13 protein-coding genes are annotated in these 14262 nt (G+C 65.9%); 9 read left to right on the top strand and 4 right to left on the bottom strand.

All coding sequences use genetic code 11. The features are described from left to right. Positions 1-2 precede the first annotated feature (2 nt). The 3 genes from argJ to N7422_RS14270 all read left to right on the top strand — a co-directional run bounded on the left by argJ (position 3) and on the right by N7422_RS14270 (position 2933). On the top strand, positions 3-1220 hold the full coding sequence (argJ, locus tag N7422_RS14280) for a bifunctional glutamate N-acetyltransferase/amino-acid acetyltransferase ArgJ (RefSeq protein WP_279807133.1): 1218 nt from the start codon (positions 3-5) through the stop codon (positions 1218-1220). 139 nt (positions 1221-1359) lie between these two features. Next, positions 1360-1992, top strand: coding sequence for a glutathione S-transferase family protein (locus tag N7422_RS14275; protein WP_279807132.1), 633 nt, complete (start codon positions 1360-1362; stop codon positions 1990-1992). After that, positions 1989-2933, top strand: a complete 945-nt coding sequence (locus N7422_RS14270) for a Nudix family hydrolase (protein WP_279807131.1) — start codon at positions 1989-1991, stop codon at positions 2931-2933. The genes N7422_RS14275 and N7422_RS14270 overlap by 4 nt, the downstream gene beginning before the upstream one ends. Positions 2934-3066: 133 nt before the next feature. Here the strand turns inward: N7422_RS14270 and N7422_RS14265 are convergent, their stop codons facing one another. Genes N7422_RS14265 through N7422_RS14255 form a run of 3 tightly spaced genes read right to left on the bottom strand, consistent with a single transcriptional unit; the run spans position 3067 to position 6610 of the window. Further along, positions 3067-3633 carry a cob(I)yrinic acid a,c-diamide adenosyltransferase gene (locus N7422_RS14265; protein WP_279807130.1) on the bottom strand — a complete coding sequence of 189 codons (567 nt, stop codon included), beginning with the start codon at positions 3631-3633 and terminating at the stop codon, positions 3067-3069. A gap of 1 nt (position 3634) precedes the next feature. Continuing rightward, a complete protein-coding gene (locus tag N7422_RS14260; RefSeq protein ID WP_279807129.1) occupies positions 3635-5656 on the bottom strand; it encodes an ATP-binding protein in 2022 nt (673 codons plus the stop codon). 36 nt (positions 5657-5692) lie between these two features. Next, positions 5693-6610 (bottom strand): putative 2-dehydropantoate 2-reductase, encoded by a 918-nt coding sequence (locus N7422_RS14255; RefSeq protein WP_279807128.1) that lies wholly within the window; start codon positions 6608-6610, stop codon positions 5693-5695. A gap of 97 nt (positions 6611-6707) precedes the next feature. Here N7422_RS14255 and N7422_RS14250 point away from each other — a divergent pair, with 97 nt between their 5' ends. The 4 genes from N7422_RS14250 (at position 6708) to N7422_RS14235 (ending at position 10351) form a co-directional block, all read left to right on the top strand. Continuing rightward, complete coding sequence (locus N7422_RS14250) at positions 6708-7193, top strand: YajQ family cyclic di-GMP-binding protein (protein ID WP_279807127.1); 486 nt, start codon at positions 6708-6710, stop codon at positions 7191-7193. A 114-nt stretch (positions 7194-7307) separates the two neighbouring features. Further along, positions 7308-8147 (top strand): mechanosensitive ion channel family protein, encoded by an 840-nt coding sequence (locus tag N7422_RS14245; protein ID WP_279807126.1) that lies wholly within the window; start codon positions 7308-7310, stop codon positions 8145-8147. Positions 8148-8305: 158 nt separating this feature from the next. Further along, entirely contained in the window at positions 8306-9550 is a 1245-nt protein-coding gene (locus N7422_RS14240) for an MFS transporter (RefSeq protein WP_279807125.1), read from the top strand. A 75-nt stretch (positions 9551-9625) separates the two neighbouring features. After that, positions 9626-10351: a dienelactone hydrolase family protein gene (locus tag N7422_RS14235; protein ID WP_279807124.1), complete on the top strand. Its 726-nt coding sequence runs from the start codon at positions 9626-9628 to the stop codon at positions 10349-10351. 90 nt (positions 10352-10441) lie between these two features. Here the strand turns inward: N7422_RS14235 and N7422_RS14230 are convergent, their stop codons facing one another. Then, positions 10442-11305 (bottom strand): pirin family protein, encoded by an 864-nt coding sequence (locus N7422_RS14230; protein ID WP_279807123.1) that lies wholly within the window; start codon positions 11303-11305, stop codon positions 10442-10444. Positions 11306-11421: 116 nt separating this feature from the next. On the opposite strand from N7422_RS14230, the gene N7422_RS14225 reads away from it, so the two are divergent. Next, positions 11422-12429 carry an amidohydrolase family protein gene (locus N7422_RS14225; RefSeq protein ID WP_279807122.1) on the top strand — a complete coding sequence of 336 codons (1008 nt, stop codon included), beginning with the start codon at positions 11422-11424 and terminating at the stop codon, positions 12427-12429. 114 nt (positions 12430-12543) lie between these two features. Next, the gene (locus N7422_RS14220; RefSeq protein ID WP_279807121.1) at positions 12544-14169 is read left to right on the top strand and encodes a methyl-accepting chemotaxis protein; all 1626 of its coding nucleotides are present in this window, start codon (positions 12544-12546) and stop codon (positions 14167-14169) included. The last annotated feature ends 93 nt before the right edge of the window (positions 14170-14262 follow it).

The raw sequence follows: 14262 nt of genomic DNA, 5'->3' as shown, positions 1-14262 counted from the left end.
TAATGGCTGTTGGTCTTGGTCCCCTGCCCACCCTGCACCCGGTTCCCGGTTTCGAACTCGGTATCGCCTCGGCGGGCATCAAGCGCCCGGGGCGCAAGGATGTGGTGGTGATGCGTTGCGCCGAAGGTTCCAGCGTCGCTGGCGTGTTCACCCTCAACGCGTTCTGCGCGGCGCCGGTGATTCTTGCCAAGCAGCGCGTGCAGGGCACTGTGCGCTACCTGCTGACCAATACCGGCAACGCCAATGCGGGTACTGGTGCGCCGGGCCTGGCCGCCGCCGAGCGTACCTGCGCCAAGCTTGCCGAACTGGCGGGTGTGCCGGCTGATTCGGTGCTGCCGTTCTCCACCGGTGTGATCGGTGAGCCGCTGCCGGTCGAGAAGATCGAGGGCGCGCTGCAGGCCGCCCTGGACGACTTGTCCGAGAACAACTGGGCCGAAGCCGCCACCGGCATCATGACCACCGATACCCTGCCCAAGGGTGCCAGCCGCCAGTTCCAGCACGACGGCAATACCATCACTGTCACCGGCATCAGCAAGGGCGCGGGCATGATCCGCCCGAACATGGCCACCATGCTCGGCTACATCGCCACCGACGCCAAGGTCGCCCCGGCCGTGCTGAAGGACCTGATCCTGGACGGCGCCAACAAGTCGTTCAACCGCATCACCATCGATGGCGATACCTCGACCAACGACTGCTGCATGCTGATCGCCACCGGCCAGGCCGATGTGCCTGAGGTCACCGAGGCCAGCGGCGCGCTGTTCGAGGCGTTGAAGCAGGCTGTGTTCGAGGTGTGCATGGAAGTGGCCCAGGCGATCGTCCGTGACGGCGAAGGCGCCACCAAGTTCGTCACCGTGCAGGTCAACGGTGGCGGCAATCACCAGGAGTGCCTGGACGTGGGCTACGCCGTGGCCCACTCGCCACTGATCAAGACCGCGCTGTTCGCCTCCGATCCCAACTGGGGTCGTATCCTCGCCGCGGTCGGCCGCGCCGGCGTCCCGGCGCTGGACGTGAGCCTGATCGATGTGTACCTGGGCGACGTCTGCATCGCCAGCCAGGGCGGGCGCAGCCCGAGCTACACCGAAGAGCAGGGCTCGAAGGTGATGGCCCAGGAGGAGATCACCATCCGTATCGAGCTGGGCCGTGGCCAGTGCAGCGAAACCATCTGGACCACCGACCTGTCCCACGAGTACGTGAAGATCAACGCCGAGTATCGGACTTGATGTAACTGGGGCCGCCTTGCGGCCCTTTCGCGGCACAAGGCCGCTCCTACCGGAGATCGCGTGCTCTTGTAGGAGCGGCCTTGTGCGGCGAAAGGGCTGCAAGGCAGCGCCAATATCCCGAATCCGCTGGAGCCCAATCATGAGCTATCACCTGATCATCGGCGACAAGCTGTATTCCTCCTGGTCGCTACGCGGCGCCCTGGCCCTCGAGCTGGCTGGCGTCCGCTACGAAGAAACCCTGATCAAACTCAACCAGCCCGACACCCGCAAGCGCATTCTTGCGTTCTCGGCTACCGGCAAGGTACCGCTGCTCAAGAGCGAGCACGGCGTGATCGCCGACTCCCTGGCCATCGCCGAATACCTCAACGAACAGCACCCCGAGGCGCGCTTGTGGCCAGCGGACATCGCCGCTCGCGCCCAGGCCCGTTCGGCCTGTGCGCAGATGCACAGCGGCTTCTTCGCCCTGCGTGGGCACATGCCGTTCGACCTGTCCCGTGACGAAGCGCTGGCCGAGGTGCCGCTGGACGTGCAGATCGACATCGATCGCATCGTCGCGCTGTGGTCCGAGTGCCGGCTGGTGGCCAAGGACAGCGGCCCGTTCCTGTTCGGCCGGCCGACCCTGGCCGATGCCTTCTTCGCTCCGGTGGCGGTGCGCCTGCGCACCTACCGGGTCGAGGTGCCGGCCGAGGCGGCGGCCTACATCGAAACCCTCTATCAGTGGCCGGCCTTCCAGGCCTGGCGGCAAGCAGGCCTGGCGGAGCGTGAAGGGTGAAACGGATTCATGTAGTTGCCGCCGTCATTCGTGGCACCGACGGACGCATCCTGATCGCTCGCCGCGCTGACACGCAGCATCAGGGTGGGCTTTGGGAATTCCCAGGCGGCAAGGTGGAGGAGGGTGAGGGCGTCGAAGCGGCGCTGGCCCGTGAGCTGCGTGAGGAACTGGGCATCGAGGTCGCTCGCTCGCGGCCGCTGATCAAGGTCAGCCACGATTATCCGGACAAGCAAGTGCTGCTGGACGTGCGCGAGGTGGACGCCTTCACCGGCGAACCCCATGGTGCCGAGGGGCAACCGCTGGCCTGGGTGGCGCCGCGCGAGCTTGACCAGTATGAATTCCCCGAAGCCAACAAGCCGATCGTCGCGGCCGCGCGCCTGCCTGACCAGTACCTGATCACCCCGGACGGCCTGGATGTGCCGGAACTGCTCAAGGGCATCCAGAAAGCCGTGGCCAGCGGGATCAAGCTGATCCAGCTGCGCGCGCCGGACATGTACGATCCCAAGTACCGTGACGTCGCGGTGGACGCGGTCGGGCTCTGCGCGGGCAAGGCGCAGTTGATGCTCAAGGGGCCGCTGGAATGGCTGGGTGATTTCCCATCGGCCGGCTGGCACCTGACGGCTGCGCAGCTGCGCAAGTATGCGTCCAAGGGCCGCCCGTTCCCCGCGGATCGCTGGCTGGCGGCGTCGTGCCATGGCGCCGAAGAGCTGGCGCTGGCCGAGCAGATGGGGGTTGATTTCGTAACCTTGTCGCCGGTGCAGGCGACCCAGACTCATCCAGAGGCCACGCCGCTGGGGTGGGATGAGGCGCAGCGTTTGATTGCCGGGTTCAACAAGCCGGTTTACCTGCTGGGTGGGGTAGGGCCGGGTGAGCGCGAGCGGGCCTGGGATGCCGGGGCGCAGGGGGTGGCCGGGATCCGGGCGTTCTGGCCTGAGGTCTGAGTGATTGGGGCCGCTTTGTGGCCCATCGCGACACAAGGCCGCTCCCACAAGTACAGCACAGCCCTCAAAGGCACTGCTGTACTTGTGGGAGCGGCCTTGTGTCGCGATGGGCTGCGCAGCAGCCCCCGCTATATCAGGCTTCAGGTTTAGGCGCAGGCTGCCACAATACCTCGTCCACACCTTGGCGGCGCCCGATGATCCGGGCCGCGACGAACAGCAGGTCCGACACCCGGTTGATATAGGCCAGGCCTACCCCTTCCAGCGGCTCCACGGCATTCAACTGCTGGCACCGCCGCTCCGCCGTCCGCGCCGCGCTGCGGCAGACATGGGCCTGGGCCACCAGCATCGAGCCTCCGGGCAGGATGAAGTTCTTCAGTGGCCCCAACTCTTCGTTCCAATGGTCGATGGCTGCCTCCAGGCGCTCCACTTCAGCGGCATTCACCGCCTGATAGCTGGGCATCGCCAGTTCCCCGCCAAGATCGAACAAGCGGTGCTGACAAGGCCCCAGCACCTCGATCAGCTCGACAAGCCCCGCCTCGGACAACCCTGCCAACAGGACGCCCAACTGGCTGTTGAGGCTGTCCACTTCACCGATCGCCTCGATCCGCGGATGGTCCTTGGGCACCCGGCGGCCGTCGCCGAGACCGGTTTCGCCCTTGTCGCCGGTGCGGGTGTAGATCTTCGACAGGCGATAGCCCATGTCATGCCTCCGTATTGGTGGTGGCCGGCTGGCCCAGGGGCAGGCGCAGGGTGAAGCAGGTGCCCTGACCGGGCGTGGACTGCACTTCCATCTGCCCCTTGTGATTGTTGGTGATGATGAAGTACGACACCGACAGGCCCAGCCCGGTGCCCTGGCCGATTTCCTTGGTGGTGAAGAACGGCTCGAAGGTGCGCTTGCGCACGGCCTCGGGCATGCCCACACCGTTGTCCTCGACCTGGATCTCAGCCCAGGGTGGGTTGAGCCGGGTGCGCAGGGTGATGCGTCCCGGCTCGCTCGGGTGGGGGCGCTGGTGGATGGCCTGGGCGGCGTTCTTCAGCAGGTTGAGCAGCACCTGCTCCAGCTCGTTGGCGGTACAGGGCACCGGCCCCAGTTGCGGGTCGAACTGGCGGACGATGGCCTGACCCTTGAAGTCGAAGCCGATGGTCAGGTCGAAATCGTTGCCGGCGATCTCCACGGCCTGGTCGATCAGTGCCGGCAAATCGCACGGTACCAGTTGGCGGTTGCTGCGGCGGCTGAAACTGAGCATGTGGGTGACGATCTTCGCCGCCCGGGCGCCGGCCTGCTGGATGCCATCGAGCAGCTGCGGTACTTCGCGGCTTTCCAGGTAGTGGTTGACGCCCTGCAGGTCGATGCCCTGCTCGGCGGCCTGCTCCAGGTTGCGCGGCAGGTCCGGCGACAGGCGTCGGCGAATGTTCTGCACATTGTGCAGGATGGCGCCCAGCGGGTTGTTGATCTCATGCGCCATGCCGGCGGCCAGGCCGCCGACCGAGAGCATCTTCTCCGACTGCACCATCATCTCTTCCAGCGACAGGCGCTGGGTGATGTCGTCGATGCGGATCACCACGCCACGGCCGCCACCGCCCATCAGCGGGTAGAAGGTCAGGGCATAGTGGCGCAGGTCCTCGCCCTTGGGCCAGGTAACCCGCTCGATCTTGGCCACCCGGTGCTTCTCCACGCTTTCCTTGAGCTGCGTCAGGAACGGCTTGAGCGGTTCGAAGGCGAGGAAGATCGGCTGATTCAGCGCCTCGTCCAGCGGTGTGCCGGAGAGCACCGTGGCCTCGTGGTTCCACTGGGTGACGTAGAGCTGCTCGTCGAGGGCGATCAGCGCCGAGGGCATGGAGTCGATGATGCTGTTCAGGTAGTTCTGAAAGCCCGTGAGCTTCTTCTCGATCTTGCTGCGCACCTGGACTTCCAGTTCCAGCTTGCGGTTGGTGTGGCGGGTTTCCTCGGCCAGGCCCTGGGCCTGATCGTAGGCGCTCTGGAACTCGTCGCGCGTGCGCTTGAGCTGCTGCTCGCGGGCCTCGATGCGCGAAAGCATGGTGTTGAACGCGTCGGCCAGGCCGCCGATCTCGTCGTCGTTGCCGCGCTGGGCGCGCAGGGCGTAGCTCTCCTCGTGGGTGACCTGGCGTGTCAGCTCCTGGAGGCGGTTGATCGGTACGGTGATCAGGCGCTTGATCTGCCGGGCGATGACCAGCCACAGCAGCACGCTGAACACCAGGATGGCCAGGCTGGCGGAGAGGGTGCCGGTGTAGAAGGCGGTGGGCAGTTCGCTGCTGGCCACCAGCAGCAGGTGCGCGGGCGGGGCGGCGTTGCGCGGCAGGCGAATCAGCTGGGTACTGCGAAACTCCATCAGGCGCCAGCCATCGATGTTGCGGTAGCGCTTGGGCAAGGTCAGGGGCTCGCCATGCTGAAGCTGAGCCAGCATTTGTCCGTCGCCGCCATAGATCGCGGCGGCGCGCAGCGGCGAGTAGCTGTCGAGCTCCTTGAGCAGTGCCGTGGCGGCCTCTGGCGAGTCGCCGGCGCGCGAAGACAGCTGTGGGTTGGAGACCAGCCTGCCGATGGTCTGCAGGGCCTGCGGCGCCATGCTCTCCTGGGTGATCCAGTAGGCGGCGCTGATGAAGGCGAGGTTGGCCACCAGCAGGATGGTCACCAGCAGCACCAGCAGGGCCGCCAGCAGTTTCTGCCCGACCGGGAGGTTTTCCAGGCGTTGACGCAGGGTCATGGGTCTGTGGATGTCCGTGTGCGGTGAATGGGCGGGTCAGTCGCTGCGCAGGCCACGCGCCTGCAGGTTATCGACCAGGCGCTGGTGCAGGCGTTCCAGGTGCGGCAGCGTCAGGCCGTGGCGGGCGGCGGCGCGGCAGGCGTGGCCGAGCAGGTAATGCACTTCCGTGCGTCGGCCATGACGGACGTCCTGGCACATGGAAGAGTAGTTGGCCGCGGTCGCCACGATCACCCGCTGTACCTCCTGGTGCAGATCGCTGGCGGCCTCGGGCTGGCCACAGCGGTGCAGCAGGCTCGCCAGTTCGTCGCACAACTGCTCGACTTCCGCCAGGTGTCCGAGCAGGCCGCCGTTCTGGCAGTCATGCAGCACCGTCAGTGGATTGATCGCGCAGTTGAGCGCCAGCTTGCGCCACAGGCGGGTGGGGATGTCGAGCGCCCACTGGGCGGGGATGCCGGCGTCGTGCAGGTCGTCGAACCAGTGCGGGACAGTGGGGTGAGCCGGGTCGCCCAGCCAGTTGAAACCATGGCCGGCGAAGCGCACCTGCCAGTCCGCTTCGCGATAGGCACCTTCGGTGCTGGAGGCGAAGATGCAGCGGGCATGGGGCACCTGCTCGGCGACTTCCTCCTGGCTGCCCAGGCCATTCTGCAGCAGCAGCAGTTCGGCGTTGCTCGCCAGTCTCGGCGCCAGGCGCGCCACGGCGGGAGCGGCATCGTAGGCCTTGCAGGCGACCAGCAGGCGGTGGATGGGGCCGGGAGCATCGAAGGTCTCGGCGGGAATGGCGTAGCGGCGCGGTTCGTTGTGCTCGACCAAGGTCAAGCCACCAACGCTCTGGTACGCAGCCAGGCGCCGCGGATCACGCAGGATCAGGCGGACCGCCTTGCCGGCGCGGGCCAGGCGGCAGGCCCAGAGGCTGCCGAGGCTGCCGGCGCCGAGAATATGCCAGGTGCTGCTCATCTGCGTTTCGCAACCCGTTATAATGAGCCCGCATTTTAACCATCAAACCCGACGCGCTCCATCTTCAGACCGAGCGCGCTTTTTTTGGAGAACACCCATGCCTTCGTTCGACGTGGTATCGGAACTGGACAAGCACGAAGTGCAGAACGCCGTCGACAACGCCGTCAAGGACCTTGACCGCCGCTACGACCTCAAGGGCAAAGGCAGCTTCGAGTTCAAGGACAAGGAGCAGACCGTGCTGTTGACCGCCGAGGAAGAGTTCCAGCTCGAGGCGATGCTGGAGATCCTGCGCCTGGCGCTGGTCAAGCGCAAGATCGACGTCAAATGTCTGGAAACCAAGGAGCCCTACGCCTCGGGCAAGGAAAAGAAGCAGGAAGCCAAGTTCCGCGAAGGCATCGACAAGGACCTGGCCAAGAAGATCGTCGCCACCATCAAGGACGGCAAGCTCAAGGTCCAGGCCGCCATCCAGGGCGAGCAGGTGCGTGTCACCGGCAAGAAGCGCGACGACCTGCAGGAAGCCATTGCCCTGCTGCGCACCAAGGAATTCGACATGCCGCTGCAGTTCAACAACTTCCGCGACTGATCGTGTGGTGGCCCGGAACCTTGATGGCGCAGTGATGTCCATCTGGACCTGGGCCGCTGCCGTTTGCGTGGCCTGCCTTACTGTGTACTTGCCGCTCGGCATCAGGAGAAAAACATGGATTTGAACGCTGAAGTCGATCAGCTGGTCCGCCAATCGCAAACCTGGATTCCCTTGATCATGGAATACGGCAGCCGCCTGCTGCTGGCGCTGCTCACCCTGGCCATCGGCTGGTGGATCATCAACAAGCTCAGCGCGCGCCTGGGCAAGCTGGTCGGCCTGCGCGCCGACGTGGCCTTGCAAGGCTTCATCAGCTCCTTGGCGAACATCGTGCTGAAGGTCCTGCTGATGGTCAGCGTGGCATCGATGATCGGCATCGAGACCACCTCGTTCGTCGCCGCCATCGGTGCCGCTGGCCTGGCCATCGGCCTGGCCTTGCAGGGCAGCCTGGCGAACTTCGCGGGCGGGGTGCTGATCCTGATGTTCCGCCCGTTCCGCATCGGCGACTGGATCGAGGCGCAGGGCGTCGCGGGCACCGTGGACAGCATCCAGATCTTCCACACCGTGGTGCGCACCGGCGACAACAAGACGGTGATCATGCCCAATGGCGCCCTGTCCAACGGCATCATCACCAACACCAACCGTCAGCCGACGCGCAAGGTGGTGTTCGACGTGGGCGTGGACTACGAGGCCGATCTGCAGAAGGCGCGCAACGTGCTGCTGGAGCTGGCGCAGGACCCGCGCGTGCTGCAGGACCCGGCGCCCCAGGCGGTGATCTCGACCCTGGGCGACAGCTCGATCACCGTGTCGCTGCGGATCTGGACCAAGACCGCCGACTACTGGGACGTGCTGTTCATGCTCAACGAGCATGCCCGTGACCGGCTCAAGGCCGAAGGGATCGACATTCCGTTCCCGCAGCGGGTGATCCGTGTGGTGCAGGAGGCGGCTGTGCAGTAACGCCGCGCCGCAAGCCATCGCGGGGCAAGCCCGCTCCCACGGTAATGGTGGGAGCGGGCTTGCCCCGCGATGCTTTCCGGCCCCTTACACTTGTTCACAGCCAGCCAGCGCCATTTCTGGCATATACCCTGATCCCGCCTCCACGCCTGATGCCTGCCATGAAGCCTCTGCTGTACATCACCCCTCTGCGCGCCTTGCTGTTCGGCCTGACCCTGGCGCTGTTCGAGTTGCTGACCTACCTGGCCAGCGACGCCGTCATGCCCGCGATGCCCGTGGTGGTCGGCGATCTCCAGGCCAGCCCCGAATACATTCCCCATGCCCTGAACCTGTACCTGCTGGGCGGGGTTGTGCTGCAGTGGCTGATCGGCCCACTGGCCGACCGTTATGGCCGGCGTCCGCTGTTGCTGGGGGGCTGCGTGTTCTTCGGGCTGGCGTGCCTTGCGACCTACTGGGTACACGACATCGGCCTGTTCAACATGCTGCGCCTGCTGCAGGGCATAGGCCTGGGCTTCGTGGTCACGGTCAGCTATCCGGCGCTCAACGAAGCGTTCAGCGAGGCCGACGCCGTGCGCATGATGGCGCTGCTGGCCAACATCGCGCTGCTGTCGCCATTGCTCGGCCCGCTGGTGGGCACCCTGATGCTGCAGTGGCTGGACTGGCGCTGGCTGTTCGTGGCCTTTGCCGCGGGCGCGGTACTGTGCTGGCTGCTGCTGTATCGGCTGATGCCGGAAACCCTCGGCGTGGAACGCCGCGATGGCTCGCGTCTGCCGTTCACGCCGATCCACCTGCTGCCGTTGCTGGCGGGTTATGGCCAGTTGCTGGGCAACCGGCGCTTCGTCGCCGGCAGTGCGGCGCTGGGGCTGGTGGGGCTACCGTTGATCGGCTGGATCGGCCTGTCGCCGGTGCTGCTGATCCACGACGAGGGGCTCAGCACGATGGAATACGCGCTGTGGCAACTGCCGGTGTTCGCCGGGCTGATCCTCGGCAACCTGATCATCAACCGGGTCGCCGACCGCTATCCGCTGGCAGCGCTGGTGCGTGGCGCCCTCTGGCCGTACCTGGCCGGCTTGAGCCTGATGGTCCTGGCGACGTGGTGCTGGCCGACGGTGACCAGCGTTGTGGCCGGCATGTCGCTGTATGCCTTGGGGCTTGGCGTGGCCAACGCGGTGCTGTACCGCATGACGCTGTTCTCCAGCGAGCAGAGCAAGGGCTTGGTGTCGGCCATGCTGGGGATGATCACCATCGCCCTGTTGGGGCTGGGCGGCGTGGTGCTGGCGATGCTCGGCGCCGGGGCGAGCCTGCTGCACTTCGCCGTCGCCGCTGGCGTGGCGGGCGCGCTGGCGTTGCTGCCGCTGTGGTTCGTGGTCGGTGGGCGCGCTGGGGAAGGGGCGGTCGCAGGTTAAATGCTTCGCGGGGCAAGCCCGCTCCCACGAATACATCTATCATGTGCTGACCCGTGAAAGCCCAAGGAGAGTTGCATGAGCAAGGTCATCGTCGAGTCGCTGGTCTATCACCTGTCGGGCAAGGCCTACGAAAGCCGCCTCGTCTACACGCCGGGCGCGCTGCCACAGCCGGGCCTGGTGATGGCGCCGAACTGGATGGGTATCGGCGAGGGCGCCGAGCGTATCGCCAAGGAAGTGGCCGAGCAGGGCTATGTGGTGTTGATCGCCGACCTGTACGGCCAGTCGGTGCGGCCCTCCAACGCCGACGAGGCGGGCGCGGCGATGATGCCGCTGAAGAACGACCGCGCAGAGCTGCGCAAGCGCATGCAGGAAGCCCTGGCGCAGTTGGCGGGGCAGTCGAAAGCCCTGCTGGCCCCCGGCAAGATGGCCACCTTTGGCTTCTGTTTCGGTGGCTGCTGTGCCCTGGAGCTGGCCCGTACTGGCGCCGACCTCAGGGCGGCAGTGTCGTTCCACGGCACGCTGGACACGCCGAACCCCGAGGACGCCAAGCGCATCCAGGGCTCGGTGCTGGTGCTGCACGGCGCCTCCGATCCTCTGGTGCCGAAGGAGCAGTTGCCGGCCTTCGAGGACGAGATGAATGCCGCCAAGGTCGACTGGCAGCTGGTCAGCTATGGCGGGGCAGTGCATTCGTTCACTGATCCGAATGCCAACGTGCCGGGTAAGATGCAGTATGACCGGCGCACGTCCGAGCGGGCGTTCCGCTCGATGCACAATCTGCTGGCTGAGGTCTTCCGGGGCTGACCCGGCTCCATCGCGGGGCAAGCCCGCTCCCACGTTCAAGGCCCAACCTTGGTGGGAGCGGGCTCGCCCCGCGATGGGCGCAGCGCAGAACTATCTGGGCAACTCGATCCGCCCGTTTTCCCCCGGCACCACCGGCCAATCCCCCGCCGCCCAGCGCGCTCGCGCCTGTTCGATCAACCCTGGATCACTGGCGACGAAGTTCCAGTTCATCCGCCGCGGCCCGTCCAGCGGCGCACCGCCGATCAACATCAGCTGGCACTCTTGCTCGGCATGCAGCACTACCTCCTCACCCTCTGGCAACACGACCAGGTTGCACGGATCGACTGCTTCGTCATCGAGCGTCAGCTCACCTTCCAGCAGATACAGCGCCCGCTGCGCATGCTCCACCGGCACGATCAGTGTGGTCGCCGGCTGCATGCGCACATGGGCATAGAGCGTCGCAGAGAGCACCGGCACCGGCGACTCCAGGCAGAATCCGGTGCCGGCGATCATGCAAATGCGCACGCCAAGGCTGTCACTGACCGGCAGGCTGTCGGCCGGGTGGTGGCTGTAGCTCGCCGGGCCTTGTTCGTTGTCTTGCGGCGAGGCCAGCCAAACCTGCAGGCCATGCAGCCGTGAACCCCGCTCGAACACCTCGGCAGGCGTGCGTTCGACATGGGCGACTCCCGCTCCGGCGGTCATCCAGCTGACATCTCCCGACCGCACGCGCTGGTCCGAGCCCAGGCTGTCCTTGTGCTGGATCTCGCCTTCGAACAGGTAGGTGAGGGTCGACAGCCCGATATGCGGGTGCTGGCGGATATCCATGCCATGACCGGGCGCGTAGTCGGTCTCCAGCATATGGTCGAAGAACACGAACGGGCCGACGCTGCGGCACTGGGCTGACGGCAGTGGCCGCAGGATCGGCTGGCCTTCGACCGACTCGGTGCGGGGGCGGATGACCAAGGGGCGGCTCATGGCGAATCTCCGGGCGGGCAGGGTGGTGCTGGCAAGCATAGCGGTTCGCGCCTTGGCGCTGAACCGCCGGATACGCGCTCCGGTCTACTCTTTCCCTACCGGCGAAGGAGAGCGACATGATTGTCCGAGCGCTGGCTTGCCTGCTGTTGAGCGCAAGCCTGTCAGAAGCGGTGCAGGCCCGCGAGTATCGCTACAGCGACGCCCACCTGCACTACGTGGATTTCTTCCAGGAGACCGAAGGCATGCCGGCGTTGCTCCAGGCCATGGACGCGGCCGGGATCGAGCAATCGATGATCTCCGGCATCCCGGTGGCCAAGAAGTGGCACGAGGACGAACCCAAGCGCCCGCGCTATTACGCCGGCGACGACGCCGATGCCTACTGGTACAGCGCCACCGACCTGTACGTGGCCGCTGCCCTGGAGAAGCTTGCGCCGGAACAACGCCGCCGCTTTCATCCCTTCCTCACCGGTTTCAATCCGGTGGACAAGAATGCCGTGAGTCATATCGAGCGCATGCTCGAGCTGTACCCTGGGCTCTGGCAGGGCATTGGCGAAGTCTTCACCCGTCACGACGACCTGACCGCCCTGACCAGTGGCGACACGCCCCGGGCCAACAACGAAGCGATGACCCGCATCTATCACCTGGCCGCCGAGCGCGACCTGCCGGTGTTGCTGCATTCGAACATCACCTCCAAGCGCGAGCGCAATCCGTTGTACCTGGCCGAGATCGAAGAGCCGTTGCGCAACCACCCACATACCCGTTTCATCTGGGCCCACGCGGGCAGCAGCCTGGAGATCCACCGGCATCAGGAACGCATGGATTTTCTCCTGCCGGTGCTGACACGACTGCTGGAGGATTATCCGAACCTCTACGTCGACCTGTCCTGGAGCGTGCTCGAGCCCTATCTGCTGGATGAGCAGGGCGTGCCGAGCAAGGCCTGGGTCGAGCTGGTCGAGCGATTCCCCAATCGGTTCATGCTCGGCTCGGATGTGGTGGGGCGCTTCGGCAGCCTGGGTGAGCAGATGCACGGCTTCGATCCCTTCCTCGATGCCTTGTCCGAACCGGTGGCCGAGCAGGTGAGCCGGAAGAATTTTCTCGAACTGCTGCCAAAAAACGTGAAATAACGAGTTTCATGCACGGATAGCGTTTTGATATCGCCTTTTTGTCTTACGCAATTTCCAGGTGGGCCGATACCTTCTTTAGGCAACGGAATGTCACCTTTGGGAGGGATCCTGGAAATGAGCCTGAGACGCTTGAATATCGCCCCGCGCGCCGGCCTTGGCTTCGGCATCATGGCGCTGCTGGTGGTGGCGCTGGGCGGCTTCGCGCTGCAACAGATGACCAGCATGCGCCAGCAGTCCGAGCAGGTGGACAACAACTGGCTGCCCAGCGTGATCTCGGTGGGCCGCATGACCCAGGACATGCTGCGTATTCGCGCCCTGACCCTGCGCCTGCTGGTCAACACCGACCCCGCCGCCCAGCAGCAGAACCGCGCGCGTATCGACGAGATAAAGGGTGGGCTGAGCAAGGCGCAGAGTCACTATGACACGCTGATCGTGCTCCCCGAGGAGCGCACCTTGTTCGATCGTTACCAGGGCCTGGAGCGTCAATACATGGCGCTCCAGGGCCAGGTGGTGCAGTTGGCCACCGAGGGGCGTATCGACGCGGCGGCGGCGCTGGTCAATGGCGAGATGAACCAGCTGGCCGACCAGATGACTGCCACCCTCAACGAACTCATCGAGCTGAACAACCACCAGGCCAACTCCGCCACCGATCTCGCCGAGGCGGTGTACAACGGCGCGAAGGTGTGGGTCGGCGTGTTGCTGCTGATCGCCCTGACGCTCACCGTGGTGCTGGCCCTGGCCCTGACCCGCAGTATCGTGCGCCCGCTTGGGCAGTCACTGCGGGTGGCCGAGACGGTGGCCACAGGCGACCTGACGCCCCAGATCACCATACAGGGCGATGATGAGCCGGCACGCCTGCTGGCGGCGCTCAAGAGCATGCAGCAGAGCCTGCGCGAGACCATCGGGCGGATTTCCGACTCGGCCAGCCAACTGGCCTCGGCCTCCGAGGAGCTGAGCGCGGTCACTGAAGACGCGACCCGTGGCCTGCAGCAGCAGAGCATGGAGATCGAACAGGCCGCCACCGCGGTCAACCAGATGACTGCGGCGGTGGAGGAGGTGGCGAGCAATGCGGTGGCCACCTCCGAGGCATCCCGGGAATCCGATCACATCGCCCGCCAGGGGCGCGAGCAGGTGCGGGCCACGGTGACCGCCATTGAGGCCCTGGCCAGTGGCGTGGCCGGCAATGCCGAGGAAGTCGGCCAGTTGGCGCAGCAGGTGCATGACATCGGCAAGGTGCTGGACGTGATCGGATCGATCGCCGAGCAGACCAACCTGCTGGCGCTCAACGCTGCCATCGAGGCCGCGCGGGCCGGGGAGGCCGGGCGCGGATTCGCCGTGGTTGCCGACGAGGTGCGGGCGCTGGCCCACCGCACGCAGGCCTCGACCCGCGAGATCGAGCAGATGATCGTCGCCATCCGGGGCGGTGCCGAGCGTGCCGTGCAGGGCATGCAGCACAGTGATGCGCAGGCCCGCGCGACGCTTGACGGCGCCCATGCCGCAGGTCAGGCGTTGGAGGCGATCGCCGCCGCCATCGGGCAGATCAACGAGCGCAACCTGGTGATCGCCAGCGCCTCGGAAGAGCAGGCCCAGGTGGCGCGGGAGGTGGATCGCAACCTGACCACCATTCGCGACCTGGCGCACCAGTCCTCGGCCGGGGCTGAAGAGACGTCCGCCGCGAGCCAGGCGCTGTCGCGCTTGGCGGTGGACCTCAATACCCTGGTTCAGCGGTTTTCCGTATAGAGACCTGGCCCGTGTAGGAGCGGCCGTGTGTCGCGAAAGGAGCGCGAAACGGCCCCAGGATATTGGCCTCACCGATGAATCGCCGGGGGCGCT

It is taken from the genome of Pseudomonas sp. GD04091, assembly GCF_029836165.1.
GTDB lineage: Bacteria > Pseudomonadota > Gammaproteobacteria > Pseudomonadales > Pseudomonadaceae > Aquipseudomonas.
The sequence above is the reverse complement of the archived record's forward strand: the minus strand, read 5'-3'. Positions and strand labels throughout refer to the sequence as shown.